The following is a 15,700-nucleotide window of genomic DNA, read 5'->3' on the forward strand; positions in this document are numbered from 1 at the left end:
GCCTTCAGCGCCCTGTCTTGTTGAGTACCTCGTCCTCCTCGTCGGTCAGCAGCCGCGAGCGGGTCAGGAATCGAACTCCCTCCGGTGCCTCCAGCGAGAATCCGCTGCCTCGACCAGGGACGACGTCGACCGTCAGGTGCGTATGCCGCCACAACTCGAACTGCGCGGCCGACATCCAGAAGCCGATCGGTTCAGGCACGCCCTCGACCTGCAACTCGGCGAGCAACGCATCCGAGGCTCCGGTACGGAACTGGCCTTGCGGAAAACACATCGGGGAACTGCCGTCGCAGCAGCCCCCGGACTGGTGGAACATCAGCGGACCGTGGGCCGCGCGCAGATCCCGCAGGATCCGCGCGGCGGCCTCGGTCACATCCACCCGCGCATAGGCGGGCTCACTCGATGGCCGAGTCGGATTCACAGCGCGCGGCCTAGAAGAAGCCGAGCTTCTTCGGCGAGTAGCTCACCAGCAGGTTCTTGGTCTGCTGGTAGTGGTCGAGCATCATCTTGTGGTTCTCGCGCCCGATCCCGGATTGCTTGTAGCCGCCGAACGCCGCGTGTGCGGGGTAGGCGTGGTAGCAGTTGGTCCACACCCGGCCGGCCTGAATGGAGCGCCCGGCGCGGTACGCGGTGTTGATGTCACGGGTCCACACGCCGGCGCCGAGGCCGTACAGGCTGTCGTTCGCGATCTTGATCGCCTCGTCGAAGTCGCTGAACGGGGCCACCGAGACCACCGGACCGAAGATCTCCTCCTGGAAGATCCGCATGTGGTTCGAACCCTGGAAAATGGTCGGCTGCACGTAGTAGCCGCCGGCCAGCTCGCCCTCCAGCTCGGCCCGGTGGCCGCCGGTCAGCACCTTGGCGCCCTCCTGCCGGCCGATCTCCAGATACGCCAGGATCTTCTCCAGCTGGTCGTTGGAGGCCTGCGCTCCGATCATCGTCTCGGTGTCCAGCGGATGGCCCTGCACGATCTTCTCGGTGCGCGCGATCGCCGCGTCGAGGAAGCGCCGGTAGTGCCCGATCTGGATCAGCGCGCGGGACGGGCAGGTGCACACCTCGCCCTGGTTGAGGGCGAACATGGTGAAGCCCTCGAGCGCCTTGTCGAAGAACTCGTCGTCCGCGGCGCTCACGTCGTCGAAGAAGATGTTCGGGCTCTTGCCGCCCAGCTCCAGGGTCACCGGCTTGAGGTTCTCGCTGGCGTACTGCATGATCAGCCGGCCGGTGGTGGTCTCCCCGGTGAAGGCGACCTTCGCCACCCGCGCGCTGGAGGCCAGCGGCCGGCCCGCCTCGACGCCGAAGCCGTTGACGATGTTGACCACGCCCGGCGGCAGCAGGTCCGCGATCAGGCTCATCAGGTAGTGGATCGAGGCCGGGGTCTGCTCGGCCGGCTTGAGCACCACGGCGTTGCCCGCGGCCAGCGCCGGGGCCAGCTTCCAGGTGGCCATCAGGATCGGGAAGTTCCACGGGATGATCTGGCCGACCACGCCGAGCGGCTCGTGGAAGTGGTACGCGACGGTGTCGTCGTCCAGCTCGGCGAGGCTGCCCTCCTGCGCCCGGATCGCGCCGGCGAAGTAGCGGAAGTGGTCGATCGCCAGCGGCAGGTCGGCGGCCAGAGTCTCCCGGATCGGCTTGCCGTTCTCCCAGGTCTCGGCGACCGCGAGCGCCTCCAGGTGTTCCTGCATCCGGTCGGCGATCTTGTTGAGTACCTCGGCGCGCTGCGCCACCGGGGTGCGGCCCCACGCGGGCGCCGCGCCGTGCGCCGCGTCGAGGGCGCGCTCGACATCCTCGGCGGTGCCGCGGGCGATCTCGGTGAAGGTCTGCCCGGTCACCGGGCTCGGGTTCTCGAAGTACTGACCACGGTGCGGCGTGACGTACTCGCCGCCGATCCAGTGGTCGTAGCGGGACTGGTAACTCATCTTCGCCTCGGACTGTCCCGGGGCCGCGTAGCGCGCCATTGCACTGCCTTCCGCACCTTCGCCGCCCGCTCCCGCGCGGGCGAACACATGTCGGCACGTTAAGTTCGGCTACGTTGCAACCACGTTGCATGCTGCGGCCGGCTTCTGCGCTCGGTCGCGCAGCCGACGGATGCGTTACCAGGGGTCGTTGCCGCTCCTGGGTAGCACCGGCAGTCCGTACTCACGTCGCAGCTGCCCGACCCGTACGGCCGCCATCGCGCGTCGCGGCGAGGATTCGGGCAGCGAAGCCAGCAGCGCTTCCCAGGCCTGAAGGTCGTCGTCGCCCCAGGCGGTTCGGGTCCACGTGTCGAGCAGGCCGGGATCGCGGCGGGTCAGCAGCGCGGCGCGCAGTTGGTTGGCAAGACGGTCACGCATCCGCGCGACGCCGGGTGCGTCCGATTCGGGCAGCAACGGACCGCGATACGCACGTGCGGCTTCCGAGACCGCGCCGAGCTCCAGCGCTTGGGCCACCTCGAGGAAGTCTGCTTCGACCGGGACGCGCAGCCGGTACGGCCGCGAGTCGAGCAGCTTTGGGCCGAGCAGGTGCCGAAGCCGCGACAGTTCGGCCCGCAGCGTGACCGGATTGACCGTGCGCTCGCCGTACAGCTCCAGGCAGAGCTGATCGCCCGTCAGCCCGTCGCCGTGGCGGGCCAGCAGCACGACGATCTCGCTGTGCCTGCGGCCGAGCCGCAGCGACTGCGGACCGACGGTCAACAGCGCCTCGTCCCGGCCGAGCGCCTGAAGCACCGCGGGCACGGCAGTCCCGAGCACCGGACTCAGCGGCGGCAGCGAGCCGGCCAGGTGCGCTTCCGCGGCGCGGGCCGTGGCCTGCACCAACGCGAGGCTCTGCGGGCTGGCCAGATGATCGCCGCCGGTGATGTCCACCGCGCCGAGCAGCACGCCGGTGCGCGGGTCGTGGATCGGCGCCGCCGCGCAGGTCCACGGCTGAACCAGGCTGCTGTAATGCTCGGCGGCGAAGATCTGCACCGCGTGGTCGACGGCGGTCGCGACGCCGGGGGCGTTGGTCCCGGCGTGCCCCTCGTCCCAGCTGGCACCGGGCACGAAGTTCATCGCCTCGGCCTTGCGCAGCACCCCGGCGTGCCCTTCCACCCACAGCAGCCGGCCGACGGCGTCGCAGACCGCGAGGACGTGCTCGCCGTCGTCGGCGACCGCGCCCAGCAGGTCGCGCAGCAACGGCATCACCGTGGCCAGGGGATGCGAACGGCGGTACTCCTCCAGCGCCTCGTCCACCAGATCGACGGGAGCGAGGGCGTCCGGCGCCACCTGCGCGCCGGCCGATCTGCGCCAGGAATCGGCGACCACGGGGCGTACCGGCCCCGCGATCGACGAGCCCGTCACGAACGCCTCGTGCGCTCTGCGCAGCTGCCCGGCCCGCCGTCGCGGGTCGGCGCCGATCTCCAATGCCAGCCAGGGATTGCCCACCAGCGCTCCTCCATGGCGAGGGCCGTTCCCGACGCCATCGTCACCTATCCTGCACGGTAAGGCAACGGAGCGTGCTGGAGTTGAGCAGACTGGTGCCGCGATTCACTCTTGCGGGATAAGGGAATACGGCGCACTCGGTTATACGTGCACTGACTCGTCCGCCCATGGACGTCAATGGAAGCGTTCGACGAAGCGGCGTTGCCAGGGCGTTTCCACGGCGCGTCGCGCATAACATTCGCGCACGTATGCGATTGCGTCGCGCGGCGCGAGGCCGTCGAGCACGGCCAGGCACGAAAGCGCAGTACCGGTGCGGCCGATGCCGCCCCCGCACGCGATCTCGACTCGCTCGGTGGCTGCCCGGGCCCACGCGTCGTGCAGCGCGTCCACGGCAGCCGAAGGCTCAGCCGGCAGCCGGAAGTCCGGCCACCGCAGCCAGCGTGACTCCCAGGGAACAGCGGGCGGTTCCTTGCCGAGCAGATACAACGCGAAGGTCGGCTCCTGGCCGTCCGGAAGCGCCCTGCGCAGGCCACGGCCCCGGACGCGCCGGCCGGAAGGCAGGGTCAGCAGCCCCGCGGTCCCCGGCTCCCACACGGCGGTCATCGGGCGAGCGTAACCGACCCGCTTCGGCCTGCCTCTGTCGGCGCCGCCGCCTACGATCGCTCTTATGTCCGCTATCACCGCCGCTGTCGCAGTCGAGGGGTTCGAGCCGGAGCAGCTCGAACTGCACCGCCGCGAGCTGACCGGGTACTGCTACCGCATGCTCGGCTCGTTCGCCGAGGCGGAGGATGCGGTCCAGGAGACGCTGATCCGCGCGTGGAAGGCGCAGGGCGGCTTCGAGGGCCGCTCCTCGTTGCGGACCTGGCTGCACCGGGTGGCCACCAACGTGTGCCTGGACATGCTGCGCGGGCGCAAGCGGCGCGCGCTGCCGATGGGCCTGGTCCCGTCGACCACCGCCGCGGAGGTGATGCGGACCGGTGACATCGGCCCGGAGATCGGCGAGGGCAGCTGGGTGCTGCCGGTGCCCGATTCCCGAGTCCTGCCCGAGCACGCGGATCCGGCGCAGCTGACCGCGCAGCGCGACAGCGTCCGGCTGGCGTTCATAGCCGCGCTGCAGCACCTGCCGCCGCGCCAGCGTTCGGTACTGCTTTTGCGCGAGGTGCTCGACTGGTCCGCGGCCGAGGTCGCCGATCTGCTCGACAGCAGCGTCGCCGCGGTGAACAGCGCGCTGCAACGGGCCCGGGCCACCCTCGCCGCGCAGCCACTCGACGCTTCGACGGCCGAGGACCCGGCGCAGCGCGACCTGCTCGCCGAGTTCGTGGACGCCTTCGAACGCTACGACGTCGGCCGGCTCACCACGCTGCTGCACGACGACGCGGTGCAGGCGATGCCGCCCTACGAGCTCTGGCTGTGCGGTGCGGCGGAGATCGGCCGCTGGATGCTCGGTCCCGGCGCGGAATGCCGCGGCTCGCGGCTGCTGCCGGCCGGCACCGCGAACGGCGCGGTCGCGTTCGGGCAGTACCGCAGCGACGGGCACGGCGGCTTCACGCCGTTCGCGCTCCAGCTCATTCGCGTCGACGGCGACCGGATCGCCGAGATCCACAGCTTCCTCATGCCCGAGCTGCTGTTCCCGCTCTTCGGCCTGTCCTTGACCCTCTGACCGCCCTTCGAACCGATCGCCCTTCGAACCCATTGGCGCCGCGGCGATGAGTTTCGCCGAACCGGATCGTCCAAGCCGGTGAAAGCGAACCATCGCACCGGAACCGAAGGGGACCGAAGATGAGCCTTCCGCAGGTCGTCTCGCGCGAGGAGTGGACCGAGGCCCGCAAGCAGCTGCTGCTGCGGGAGAAGGAGCTGACCCGGGCGCGCGACGCGCTCAACGCCGACCGCCGGCGGCTGCCGATGGTCCGGATCGACAAGCCGTACACCTTCCAGGGCCCGGACGGGCCGGCCTCGCTGGCCGACCTGTTCGAGGGCCGCCGCCAGCTGGTGGTGCAGCACGTGATGTTCGATCCGGACTGGGACGGAGCCTGCAAGGGCTGCACTGCGGGGGTCGACGAGCTGTCGCCCGGCCTGCTGGCGCACCTGCACTCGCGCGACACCACGTACGCGCTGGTCTCCCGCGCGCCGCTGGAGAAGCTCCAGGCGTACGCCGCGAGCCGGGGCTGGACGCTGCCCTGGTACTCCTCCTTCGGCAGCGACTTCAACTACGACTTCCACGTCACCCTGGACCGCTCGGTCGCCCCGGTCGAGTTCAACTACCGCGACGAGCACGAGCTGGCCGGGGCCGGGCTGACCTGGATCCTGGAGGGCACGTCGGAGCAGCCCGGCATGAGCTGCTTCCTGCGCGACGGCGACCAGGTCTTCCACACCTACTCGACCTTCGCCCGCGGCACCGAGCAGCTCGGCGGCTCGTACGCGGTGCTGGACATGACCGCGCTCGGCCGCCAGGAGGCCTGGGAGGAACCCAAGGGCCGGGTCGAGAAGCCGCACGGCGCCGACCCCAGCTTCTCCGACTGATCCCTCGCCCCGACCGCAACCGCAGGGCAGGGGCAAAGCGCACGGGGGACATGCAACGGGGGTACGGAGGCGACTATGACCGGTACGGCCGTGAGCTGGGGGCTCGGTGCGGCCCTGGCCATAGTCGCCTCCGTCGCGGTCTGGCGGCTCACCCGGCCGCCGGCGCGCCCGGCCGCGGCGCGTCAGCGTACGGATTCGACCCTGCATCTGTTCATGGCGCTGGGCATGGCGGCCATGCTGCTGCCGCACGGCGAGCCGATGGCGATGAAGATCCCGGTGGCGCCGGCGATCGGTTTCGGTGCCGCGGCAGTCGTGCTGATCGCGCGAGGCCGGCTGCATCACGCGGTGATGGCTGGAATCATGACGCTGATGATGCATGGCGAACGGACGCCAGTGTCCATCAACGCGTCGTCTATCGACGCGTCACCAGCCCACACAATGCCAACCGGCGGGCCCATGCACGCCGGGACGATGCGGATGGCGATGTCGTCCGCTGGGTCCGGTGCCTCGCTGCTCCTGATCGCCGCATTCTGCTACGCGGCCGCATCGGCGTGCGTATTCGTGTGTCGGATGTCGGCCTTCGCGGGCTACGGCAAGTCCGACTCCTCGCGTCGATGCGCCGCCGATCCGCTCGGCCGCGGCTGCGAGATCACGATGCTGATCAGCACCGCGGTCATGCTGCTGCCCATGATCTGAACGACCGCGCCGGTCAGATCGAGCCCAGTCAGATCGAGCCGGGCGTGCCGCTGGGCACGATCTGCACGCCCAGCGGGACCAGCGAGATCGGGATCAGCTTGAAGTTGGCCAGGCCGAGCGGGATGCCGATGACCGTCAGGCACAGCACCGCCCCGGTGACCAGGTGCCCGATCGCCAGCCACCAGCCGAACAGCAGGATCCAGAGCACGTTGCCGATCACCGAGGCCACTCCCGCCGTCTGGCGCGGCAGGATCGAGCGGCCGAAGGGCCACAGCGCGTAGTTGGCGATACGGAACGCGGCGAACCCGAACGGAATCGTGATGATCAGGACGAAGCACAGCAATCCGGCCAGCGCATAACCGATCGCCAGCCACAGTCCGCACAGCACGAACCAGATGACGTTCAGGATGAGTCTCATACTTACAAGCTCACCGCATCGCGCCGTTCAATGCACCTGCGCCGGACGCCCGCGGTCGGGGCGCCCGGTCCGCGCCGCGAAAGTTACGGCTTCCGGCTGCGGCCATCGATCCGACGTTCGACACACGTCGCGGCGTTGCCCGGCGTCGCGCCGAAACGCCGACGCGCCGTGAGGCACGTGCAAGTTTCAGGGTCGGGGGTTGTCAACTTCCTGCACCCCGAAGCCGGCGCCGCGCCGCACCGGCGAGTAAAGCCGCTGCTGAACGTCCGGTTTGCCGGGCAAGGCACCGGCCGGAGCCGCTCGGTCTCGCGCGGGTTTGGTTACCCGGCATTTACCAGCACCGCCGCGCCCCGCTAGTTTTCCGGCGCGCCGGGACCCGCGGGCGGCCCGGCGATCCGCGCGGCCCGCACCGGCGCAGGCCGCCGCTCACCGGGAAGGGATTGCTTCGGGATGCGCGTACCAGACCTCTTCGATCGGAGGGGCGCCTCGGCGCGCCCCGATCCCGCCCGCAGGCGCCGAGGCGCCGTCGCCGTCGGCGCGTCCGCCGTGGCCATGCTGACGCTCGCCGCCGTCACCCAGCTGACCGGGGTCGCCGCCGCCGGCAGCATCGCGAGCGGCACGCAGTTCTACGTCTACCCGAACTCGGCCGTGATGAAGTGGGACGCCGCGAACCCCGGCGACTCGCGCGAGCCGGCCATCGCCTCCCAGATCGCCTCGCAGCCGCAGGGCATCTGGTTCGCCAACTACAATCCGTCCACGGTGCAGTCCGACGCCTCGGCGATCACCAGCGCGGCCGCCGCCGCGGGCAAGACCCCGGTGCTGGTGATGTACAACATCCCGAACCGCGACTGCGGCGGCGCCTCGACGGGCGGCGCGCCCGACACCGCCAGCTACAAGAGCTACGTGCAGAGCTTCGCCAACGGACTGGGCACGCACCAGGTCATCGTGATCCTGGAACCGGACTCGCTCGCCCTGCAGACCTGCCTGTCCTCGTCGCAGGCCGCGGACCGCGACGCGGCCCTCGCCTTCGCCGGCCAGGCGATCCACGCCGCGGACCCGGCCGCCAAGGTCTACATGGACGCCGGGCACTCGAGCTGGAACTCGCCCTCGGCGCAAGCCGCGGCACTCAACGCGGCGAGCGTGAAGACCAGCGCCGACGGCATCTTCTCCAACGTCTCGAACTTCATGAACACCTCGGACGAGGTGAACTACGACAAGCAGGTGCTCTCCGCGCTCGGCAACCCGTCGAACCTGCACATCGTGGTGGACACCAGCCGCAACGGCAACGGTCCCGCGCCCGGCAACCCGTGGTGCGACCCGAGCGGCCGCGCGCTGGGCCAGCCGCCGACCGCCAACACCGGCGACCCGGCGGTGGACGCCTACCTGTGGGTCAAGCCTCCGGGCGAATCGGACGGCTGCGCCGACGCCGCGGGCACCTTCGACCCCGCGCTGGCGTACGCGCTGATCGTCAACGGGCCTACGCGCAGCTCCTCGCCGACGCCGTCTGCGACCAGCGCCAGCCCGTCCGCCTCGCCGAGCAATTCGCCGTCCGCGTCCGCCTCGCCCTCGCAGAGCCCGAGCCAGAGCCCGTCGAGTTCGCCTTCGGCCAGCGTGGGGTCGGGACCGTGCCACGTGACCTACGCGAACTCGAGCACCTGGCCGGGCGGCTTCACCGCGAGCGTCACGATCAACAACACCGGCACCGCACCGATCAACGGCTGGACGGTGACGTTCCGCTACAACGGCGACCAGAAGGTGACCAACGCCTGGGGCGCCACCGCGTCGCAGAGCGGGGCGACCGTGACCCTCACCAACGTGTCCTATGACGGATCGATCGCTCCCGGCGGAACGCTGACCGGGGTCGGGATGCAGGGCACGTGGACGTCGAGCAACGCGGCCCCGAGCAACTTCACGCTCAACGGAGCGGCCTGCTCCTGAGCCGCAGCCGCTGCCCGGGATAACGGGGACGGGGAAGACGGCCGGTCCGGCGACGGACCGGCCGTCCGCGTGTGGGCGGGAACGGACGCCCGAATCAAAGGCCTTAGGCTTCGCCGAATAAGTGCTCTCATCTGCGGTTTCAGGATACCTGGAAATAGCTTTAAGGTTATTTTCAGCTTACTTTGCGGACAACCGCGATGATCCGGTGTCAAATGCGTACGGGTTGCAGGCGGTCCGGGCCGACTACAGCTCGTCGTGATCCGAGGGCAAGCACTCGGTTCGTACCTGCACGTCTGCATCCTGCGACAACCCCGAAAAACCCACCGCGGCCGAATCGGCCGCGCGGGGAACTGCGCGAGGAGAAAAGATCCCATGCTGAACCACAACGGCGCGGGTAACACCCGAGCCGGACGCACCACGCCGCGGTCGCGCCGGACCGTGGCCGGACTCTGCACCATAGCCCTGGTCGCCTTCGGCGCCTCGATGTCCGCGGGAGCCGCATCCGCGCACGTCGTCTCCGATGCCGCGACCAACACCCCCACCCACAACAGCGCCGCTGCCGCCGGCGGCACCGTCCACTACGTGCACACGCACGGCCGCACCCTGCGCGTCGAGACCCACGGCCGCTACGGCGTGGTCGCCCAGCACGGCGCGCGGTCCCAGGCCAAGGTCCGGCCGCAGGCCGGCGGCGACCTGATCTACAACGGCGGCCCGGTCGAGCACAACCCCACCGTCTACCTGGTCTTCTGGGGCAACCAGTGGGACAGCGACGGCAACGGCGTGCAGCAGTACCTGCAGGGCTTCTTCGGCGGACTCGGCGGCTCCGGCGACAACTGGTCCACGATCATGACCCAGTACACCGACAGCAGCGGCGCCGGCCCGTCCTTCAACGGCTCGGTGCTCGGCGGCACCTGGGTCGACGACTCCGGCTCCGCCCCGGCCAACGCCTCGCAGTCCGACATCGCGGCCGAGGCCCAGGTCGGCGCGCAGCACTTCGGCGTGTCCGGGCCCGACGCGGACGTGTTCGTGGTCAGCCCGAGCGGCACCAGCCCCGACGGCTTCCCGAACTCCGGCTTCTGCGCCTGGCACGACTGGAACGGCACGACCGCGTACACGAACATGCCGTACGTCCTGGACGCCGGCTCCGGCTGCGGCGCGGACTCGGTGCAGAACCAGCTCGACGGGTTCAGCATCGTCGGCGGGCACGAATACGCCGAGGCCGTCACCGACCCCGAGCCCTCCAGCGGCTGGGTGGCCTCCGACGGCGAGGAGAACGGCGACCTGTGCGCCTGGCAGGGGCTGACCACCCTGAGCCTGTCCACCGGCACCTACGCGATCCAGCCGACCTGGAGCAACAACGCGGGCGGCTGCGCCACCTCCGGCTGAGCTCCGCCTCCAGCCGGACTCCACCGAACCGCAAGTTGTTGATGGTCGTGTGCATTAACGCACCGACGGGCTGGTCCTAGCGCGTCCGGCCCGTCTGACCGCCTGCCTGGCACGAGCCCTATCCGGCCCGTGCCAGGCAGTTTTCGCGTTCGCTGATGGCGTACGGCCCCGCACTCGTGTAATTCTGTAATCGTGTAATCATCGTTGCATGGCTACTCATCAGGAAACCACCGAGACGCTGCGCGGCTGGTTCACCGGCCGGCTGCCGGAAGGCTTGTTCGACGGACCGCCCGAGGTGACCGTCGACCGCGAGGAGATCACCGTGATCGGGCGCATCCCCGAGCCGGAGACGGCCGAGGGCGCCTCGGCGGCGGAGAAGGCGGCCGCGGTCGCCGGGCGGATCAAGGAATTCCGCGAGCGCACCCGGTCCGCGCGGATGCGGGTCGCGCGGGAGGCGGAGCACGAGTTCCGGCGCAAGGTGTCGTGGTGGGTGCGCTGCGGTGAGACCACGCAGCCGTTCACCACGCTGTCGGTGCCGGTGATGACGCGGCTGAAGCAGACCGATCGGCAGCTGCTCGACACGCTCGTGGACGCGGGCGTGGCACGCAGCCGCAGCGACGCGCTGGCCTGGTGCGTGCGGCAGGTCGGCCAGCGAGCCGAGAGCTGGCTGTCCGACCTGCGCGACGCGATGCAGAAGGTGGAAGAGGTGCGGGACGCCGGTCCGGATCTGGACTGACGGACCGGCCGGTGCGGATTCGCTCGGTCAGGGCTGCAGGGCGCCGGTCGTCGGCACCGGCGGAGTCGCCGGAGGCACCCGCGGCTGGAGCGCACCGAGCTCAAGGGCCGCTCCGATCCAGGCGGCGCCGAAGGCCCAGACCGACAGGCTTTCGCAGGCGTACAGCGGGGTCACCGTCCAGTGGTCGCCCCAGTGCACCGCGCCGGCGATCACCGCGATGGCGAGGAAGGCCAGGATGAGGATCCCGGCGGTCAGGTAGGCGTGGTTGACCCTGCGGCGCTCCTCGACGGCCGGATCCCGGAACGACCAGATGCAGAACATCGCCAGGGCCGTCAGCAGCACCCCCGCGAAGCTCAGGTGTGCGTAACCGATCGCGGACTGATACGGCGTCGGCACCTTAGGCGCAGTCGGGCACAGCGCGACCGCGATCGCGAAGATCCCGGCGACGGTACTCCACTTGTCGTCGCGCGCGTTGTACCGGTAACCGACCAGGAACACGCCGAGCGCACACAGGCCCCCGACGAAGATGTTGCGTGTGCTGGTGTAGTACGAACTGCTCATCGAGCTCGGCATGATCTCGGTGTGATGGCCGAACTGCACGAAGATCCAATTGCCGAACGGCAGGACGATCGGCAGCAGCAGCCCGATCGCGCCGATCCCGAAACGCAGCCGCTGCACGGTTCTTACGTCTTGATCCGGTGTCATGGCAGCCCCCCTTGGCAGCCGGGACGAAACTCCCTTCCGTGATGGTCCCCTAACCCGGAGTTAACAAACCGTGATCGTGCCTGATCACGGGCACGTCGCCCGTTCGGAGTAACGCCTAGCGCTTGCGGCCGACGCCGCCGTAGATCCCGATCCACGGCGGCTCGGTCGAGTCCGGCGCCGGCCGCCAGGAGGAGACCGAGACCAGGCCCGGCTCCAGCAGGTCGAAGCCCTCGAAGAAGCCGAGCACCTGCGCGTGGGTGCGCAGCGTCAGCGAGGCGGTGGCGTGCCGGTACACGTCGAGCAGCTCGGCGAGCGGCTCGAAGTTCTCCGCGGTCTCCCGGTCCCGGGTGGCGTGGCTGATCACCAGGTAGCTGCCGGCCGGCAGCGCGTGGTAGAGGCGGGCCACCAGCCCGGCCGGGTCCTCGGCGTCGCTGACGAAGTGCAGCAGCGCCACCAGCAGCACGCCGATCGGCTGGCCGAAGTCGATCTGGCCGTGTTCCCGCGCGCGCTCCAGGATCTCGTCGAGCCGGCGCGCGTCGCCGGGGATGAAGGCGGTGTTGCCGACGCCGGTGAGCCTCGCCTGCGCGTGGACGGCCACGATCGGGTCGTTGTCGACGTACACGACGCGGGCCGCCGGGTCCACGGACTGCGCGATCTCGTGCGTGTTCGGCGAGGTGGGGATGCCGGTTCCGATGTCGATGATCTGCCGCACCCCGTGCTCGGCCACGAGCGTGCGCACCGCCCGGTGCAGGAACGCCCGGTTCGCGCGGGCGCCCGCGACGATCGACGGCAGAGCGCTGATGATGCGCTGGGCGGCCTCGCGATCGACCTCGTAGTTGTCCCGGCCGCCGAGGTAGTAGTCGTACATCCGCGCCGGATGGGCGACGCTGGTGTCGATCTGGTCGGCCGTCAGGCCCCGCTCGGACATGACGGTCCTCCCTTCGTTCCGCACTGTGGTCCCGATGCTAGCGCTGCCGCGCTCCCCGAGGCGGGGAACGCGGCAGCTCTATGCCAAAACGGGGTCAGACTTCGAAGCGGCCCTTATCAGGGATAGCTGGTCACGTCGACCGGGGTGGTGTTGGACGGTGTGGCGCCTCCCGTGCCGTTGATGACGTGCTCGATCACGCCGACCCCGCCGAGCGAGACGGTCAGCAGGTCGTGGAACTGCACGCCGGAGGTGGACGGCGCCTCGAAGGCGTGGTCGTTGACCACCGCCGGGTTGACGTTGAAGTAGCAGTAGCTGCCCATGCCGTAGGCCTGGTGGCTGGTGACCCCGGGCGCGACCTCATAGGCCGCGTAGCCGTTGGTCGAGCCGTTCATCCAGGCGGCCTGGTTCGGCGGGTCGTACGGGTTCTCGTTCTGGAAGAAGATCGTCTCGCCGCCGTTGCCGTTCCACTGCACCTCGTAGTTCTGGTAGTGCTCGACGAACAGGCCGGTAGCCAGCACGTTGTCGCCGTTCACGACCAGTCCGTGCGCCGCGGTGTTCGTGGTCCAGCCGACCGTGCCGCCGTTGCCGTGGTCGGCCCGCCAGGCCCAGATGTCGTTGATCAGGGTGTTGTCGGCGTTGACGATCAGGCTGTTGGTGGCCTTGCCGGCGATGTCGCCGCCGATCCGGAAGAACACGTCCTGGATCGAGTCGGGGTTGGCCGCGTGGCTCACGGTCGAGCCCTGCGTCCCGACGGTCAGCAGCGCGTTGGAGTTGGCGGTGCCGGCGTCCAGCAGCAGGCCGTTGAGGCGCACGCCGTCAACGTCGGCCACGTGGATCGTGTCGACGCCGTTCACCGGGATCAGGGTCGGGAAGCCGAGGCCCATCACCACGGTGTTGGGGTTGTTGACCTGGAGCGTCTGGTCGATGTTGTACACGCCGGGGGTGAAGAACAGGTTGCAGCCCTGGGCGAGCGCCGCGTTCATCTGCGCCGCGGTGTTCGACGGGGTCACCACGAAGAACTGGCTCATCGGCACCGAGGTGCCCGGCGTCGGGCCGCTGTTCCAGCTCGGACCCGAGGCGTTGGTGCGCAGCGAGGGCAGGAACACGTGGTAGTTGCCCGACGAGTCAACGTACAGATACGGCACGTCGCGCGAGACCGGGGTGGTGGCCAGCGTGGTCATCGGCGGACTCGGGAAGCTCTGCGCCGGGGCGCCGTTCACGCCGGAGAACACCATGTTCCACACCGAGCCGCTCCAGCTGCCCAGGTTGCTGTCCTGGGTGTACCACTGCTGCTGCGACACGCTGGAGGCCTGGCCGGAGACCTTGGAGTCGGCGATGTAGCCGCCGCTGGCGTAGCCGTAGCTGGCCGGGTACAGCTCAAGGCCGCCGTGCACGTCGACCCGGCGGAACGGACCGGCCTGCGCCACCGCCCAGCGGTCGCTGCCGGCCGAGGGGTTGATGGCCAGGTTCTCCGCCGAGCGCCAGAAGTTCTGCGTGGCGTTGCCGGTGCCGTCGAAGGCGTCCACGGTGACGTCGCCGTTGATGGTCACGTCGTCAGGGTTCTGACCCAGGCCCTGGATCGAGGTGTAGTAGCCGATGTTGGCCTCGGCGCTGTAGGTGCCCGGCTTGAACAGCAGGGCGTAGCGCTGGGTGCCGAACTGGTTGAGCTTCTGGGTGTTGAACACCGAGTCCAGCGTGGACTGGATGCTGCTTGAGGACATGCTCGGGTCGAAGATGTCCACGTTCGGGCCGAAGTTCGGGGTGTTGGACTGGCCGGTGCAGCCGGGCGGCGGGCCCCCGGTGCTGCTGGAGGAGGGAGAGGGCGAGGGGCTGCCGGTGCCGCTGCCGGTGAACACGCCGAACTCCCAGAGCGAGTAGCCGTACGGGGTCGCGCGCGTGGTGCCGTACATGCGGATGTAGCGGCCTGATCCGGTGACGTTGAGAGTCTGGATGCCGCCGGTTCCGGTGGTGGTGGAGTAGATCGAGGTCCAGTTCGCCGCGTCGTTCGAGGTCTGGATCTGGAACGCGGTCGCGTACGCGGCCTCCCAGTTCAGCGAGACCTGGCAGATGGACTGCGTGCTGCCCAGGTCGACCTGGAGCCACTGCGGGTCGCTGAACGCGGAGGACCAGCGAGTGCCGGTATTGCCGTCCACGGCGTTGGAGGCGGGGAAGGTCGAGTTCTCCAGCGAGGAGGCGGTCGCCGGCTTGCCCAGCGCAGCGTCGGCGGTGCTGCAACCGCCGCCTGCGCCGAGGGTTCCGTAAACCTGGAACTCCCAGAGCGAGTAGCCGTATTGCGTCGCCCGCGTCGTGCCGTACATGCGGACATAGCGACCGGAGCCCGTGATGTTGAGGGTCTGGGTACCGCCGGTTCCGGTGGTGGTGGAGTAGATCGAGGTCCAGGTGCTCGCGTCGTTCGAGGTCTGTATCTGGAATCCGGTGGCGTAGGCGGCCTCCCACTGGAGCACGACCTGGCTGATCGACGCGCTCTGGCCGAGGTCGACTTGCAGCCACTGCGGGTCGCTGAACGCGGAGGACCAGCGGGTGCCGGTGTTGCCGTCGGTGGCGTTCGAGGCCGGATACGCGGCGCTCTCCAGCGACGAGGCGGTGGTCGGCTTGCCCTGCGAGAGCAGGGTCGGCGCGGCGTTCGCCGCCGTGGTGCCCGCGACCAGCGCGTACACGGCCAGGCTCAGGGCCGCGGCCACTGCGGCGGCGGCCCGCGCCCAGCGCGGTAGTTGTTTGCGAGGCGCTAACGCGCCGGAGGAGCGTGCCTTCATTGACGTCTCCAGCTTCACCGGGAGTGTGGGTGTTCGGAAGGCGGATAGGTTCGGAGAGCGCTCTCCGAAGGGGATAGTCGCGCCCGGGTTTCGCGCGTGTCAAGGGGCTCGCACAGTTCCGGAACAGAGCCCGTCCGACGACCAGGGTCCGGTTCCTGCGTGTTTCAGGGTTCGAGCGGGGCGAATGCGGCTTCGGATCGGCCGTGC

The 15,700-nt window shown here is 69.7% G+C and carries 14 protein-coding genes; 6 read left to right on the top strand and 8 right to left on the bottom strand.

Features of this window, described 5'->3' with window-relative positions; genetic code table 11:
• Positions 1 to 4 precede the first annotated feature (4 nt).
• The 4 genes from VFA06_RS11145 to VFA06_RS11160 form a co-directional block, all read right to left on the bottom strand.
• Positions 5 to 376 (bottom strand): DUF779 domain-containing protein, encoded by a 372-nt coding sequence (locus tag VFA06_RS11145; protein ID WP_324840409.1) that lies wholly within the window; start codon positions 374 to 376, stop codon positions 5 to 7.
• Positions 377 to 428: 52 nt separating this feature from the next.
• Positions 429 to 1,952, bottom strand: coding sequence for an aldehyde dehydrogenase family protein (locus VFA06_RS11150; RefSeq protein WP_324840410.1), 1,524 nt, complete (start codon positions 1,950 to 1,952; stop codon positions 429 to 431).
• Positions 1,953 to 2,087: 135 nt separating this feature from the next.
• Positions 2,088 to 3,395, bottom strand: a complete 1,308-nt coding sequence (locus VFA06_RS11155; RefSeq protein WP_324840411.1) for a GAF domain-containing protein — start codon at positions 3,393 to 3,395, stop codon at positions 2,088 to 2,090.
• Positions 3,396 to 3,566: 171 nt separating this feature from the next.
• Entirely contained in the window at positions 3,567 to 3,995 is a 429-nt protein-coding gene (locus tag VFA06_RS11160; RefSeq protein ID WP_324840412.1) for a protein-tyrosine phosphatase family protein, read from the bottom strand.
• Between the two features lie 64 nt (positions 3,996 to 4,059).
• Here VFA06_RS11160 and VFA06_RS11165 point away from each other — a divergent pair, with 64 nt between their 5' ends.
• From VFA06_RS11165 to VFA06_RS11175, 3 genes are all read left to right on the top strand, one after another.
• Positions 4,060 to 5,052: a sigma-70 family RNA polymerase sigma factor gene (locus tag VFA06_RS11165; protein ID WP_324840413.1), complete on the top strand. Its 993-nt coding sequence runs from the start codon at positions 4,060 to 4,062 to the stop codon at positions 5,050 to 5,052.
• A gap of 119 nt (positions 5,053 to 5,171) precedes the next feature.
• Entirely contained in the window at positions 5,172 to 5,912 is a 741-nt protein-coding gene (locus tag VFA06_RS11170) for a DUF899 domain-containing protein (RefSeq protein WP_324840414.1), read from the top strand.
• A gap of 75 nt (positions 5,913 to 5,987) precedes the next feature.
• Positions 5,988 to 6,608 carry a DUF5134 domain-containing protein gene (locus tag VFA06_RS11175; protein ID WP_324840415.1) on the top strand — a complete coding sequence of 207 codons (621 nt, stop codon included), beginning with the start codon at positions 5,988 to 5,990 and terminating at the stop codon, positions 6,606 to 6,608.
• A gap of 28 nt (positions 6,609 to 6,636) precedes the next feature.
• On the opposite strand, the gene VFA06_RS11180 is transcribed toward VFA06_RS11175, so the two are convergent.
• Entirely contained in the window at positions 6,637 to 7,026 is a 390-nt protein-coding gene (locus VFA06_RS11180; protein ID WP_324840416.1) for a YccF domain-containing protein, read from the bottom strand.
• Positions 7,027 to 7,476: 450 nt separating this feature from the next.
• Here VFA06_RS11180 and VFA06_RS11185 point away from each other — a divergent pair, with 450 nt between their 5' ends.
• The 3 genes from VFA06_RS11185 (at position 7,477) to VFA06_RS11195 (ending at position 11,086) form a co-directional block, all read left to right on the top strand.
• The gene (locus VFA06_RS11185; RefSeq protein ID WP_324840417.1) at positions 7,477 to 8,964 is read left to right on the top strand and encodes a glycoside hydrolase family 6 protein; all 1,488 of its coding nucleotides are present in this window, start codon (positions 7,477 to 7,479) and stop codon (positions 8,962 to 8,964) included.
• A gap of 372 nt (positions 8,965 to 9,336) precedes the next feature.
• Entirely contained in the window at positions 9,337 to 10,350 is a 1,014-nt protein-coding gene (locus tag VFA06_RS11190) for a hypothetical protein (protein WP_324840418.1), read from the top strand.
• 208 nt (positions 10,351 to 10,558) lie between these two features.
• Positions 10,559 to 11,086 (top strand): hypothetical protein, encoded by a 528-nt coding sequence (locus tag VFA06_RS11195; protein ID WP_324840419.1) that lies wholly within the window; start codon positions 10,559 to 10,561, stop codon positions 11,084 to 11,086.
• A gap of 27 nt (positions 11,087 to 11,113) precedes the next feature.
• Here the strand turns inward: VFA06_RS11195 and VFA06_RS11200 are convergent, their stop codons facing one another.
• The 3 genes from VFA06_RS11200 to VFA06_RS11210 all read right to left on the bottom strand — a co-directional run bounded on the left by VFA06_RS11200 (position 11,114) and on the right by VFA06_RS11210 (position 15,493).
• On the bottom strand, positions 11,114 to 11,791 hold the full coding sequence (locus VFA06_RS11200) for a DUF998 domain-containing protein (protein ID WP_324840420.1): 678 nt from the start codon (positions 11,789 to 11,791) through the stop codon (positions 11,114 to 11,116).
• A 115-nt stretch (positions 11,792 to 11,906) separates the two neighbouring features.
• A complete protein-coding gene (locus VFA06_RS11205) occupies positions 11,907 to 12,719 on the bottom strand; it encodes an SAM-dependent methyltransferase (RefSeq protein WP_324840421.1) in 813 nt (270 codons plus the stop codon).
• Positions 12,720 to 12,835: 116 nt separating this feature from the next.
• Complete coding sequence (locus VFA06_RS11210) at positions 12,836 to 15,493, bottom strand: discoidin domain-containing protein (protein ID WP_324840422.1); 2,658 nt, start codon at positions 15,491 to 15,493, stop codon at positions 12,836 to 12,838.
• Positions 15,494 to 15,700: the final 207 nt, after the last annotated feature.

Source organism: Actinocrinis sp. (assembly GCF_035653575.1).
In the GTDB taxonomy this organism is placed as follows: Bacteria; Actinomycetota; Actinomycetes; order Streptomycetales; family Catenulisporaceae; genus Actinocrinis.

Excerpts from the sequence above, each read along its gene's own strand:
- VFA06_RS11200 (WP_324840420.1), bottom strand. The coding sequence starts at position 11,791 with ATGACACCGGATCAAGACGTAAGAACCGTGCAGCGGCTGCGTTTCGGG.
- VFA06_RS11205 (WP_324840421.1), bottom strand. The coding sequence starts at position 12,719 with ATGTCCGAGCGGGGCCTGACGGCCGACCAGATCGACACCAGCGTCGCC.
- VFA06_RS11185 (WP_324840417.1), top strand. The coding sequence starts at position 7,477 with ATGCGCGTACCAGACCTCTTCGATCGGAGGGGCGCCTCGGCGCGCCCC.
- VFA06_RS11160 (WP_324840412.1), bottom strand. The coding sequence starts at position 3,995 with ATGACCGCCGTGTGGGAGCCGGGGACCGCGGGGCTGCTGACCCTGCCT.
- VFA06_RS11210 (WP_324840422.1), bottom strand. The coding sequence starts at position 15,493 with ATGAAGGCACGCTCCTCCGGCGCGTTAGCGCCTCGCAAACAACTACCG.
- VFA06_RS11175 (WP_324840415.1), top strand. The coding sequence starts at position 5,988 with ATGACCGGTACGGCCGTGAGCTGGGGGCTCGGTGCGGCCCTGGCCATA.
- VFA06_RS11195 (WP_324840419.1), top strand. The coding sequence starts at position 10,559 with ATGGCTACTCATCAGGAAACCACCGAGACGCTGCGCGGCTGGTTCACC.
- VFA06_RS11150 (WP_324840410.1), bottom strand. The coding sequence starts at position 1,952 with ATGGCGCGCTACGCGGCCCCGGGACAGTCCGAGGCGAAGATGAGTTAC.
- VFA06_RS11190 (WP_324840418.1), top strand. The coding sequence starts at position 9,337 with ATGCTGAACCACAACGGCGCGGGTAACACCCGAGCCGGACGCACCACG.
- VFA06_RS11170 (WP_324840414.1), top strand. The coding sequence starts at position 5,172 with ATGAGCCTTCCGCAGGTCGTCTCGCGCGAGGAGTGGACCGAGGCCCGC.
- VFA06_RS11165 (WP_324840413.1), top strand. The coding sequence starts at position 4,060 with ATGTCCGCTATCACCGCCGCTGTCGCAGTCGAGGGGTTCGAGCCGGAG.
- VFA06_RS11180 (WP_324840416.1), bottom strand. The coding sequence starts at position 7,026 with ATGAGACTCATCCTGAACGTCATCTGGTTCGTGCTGTGCGGACTGTGG.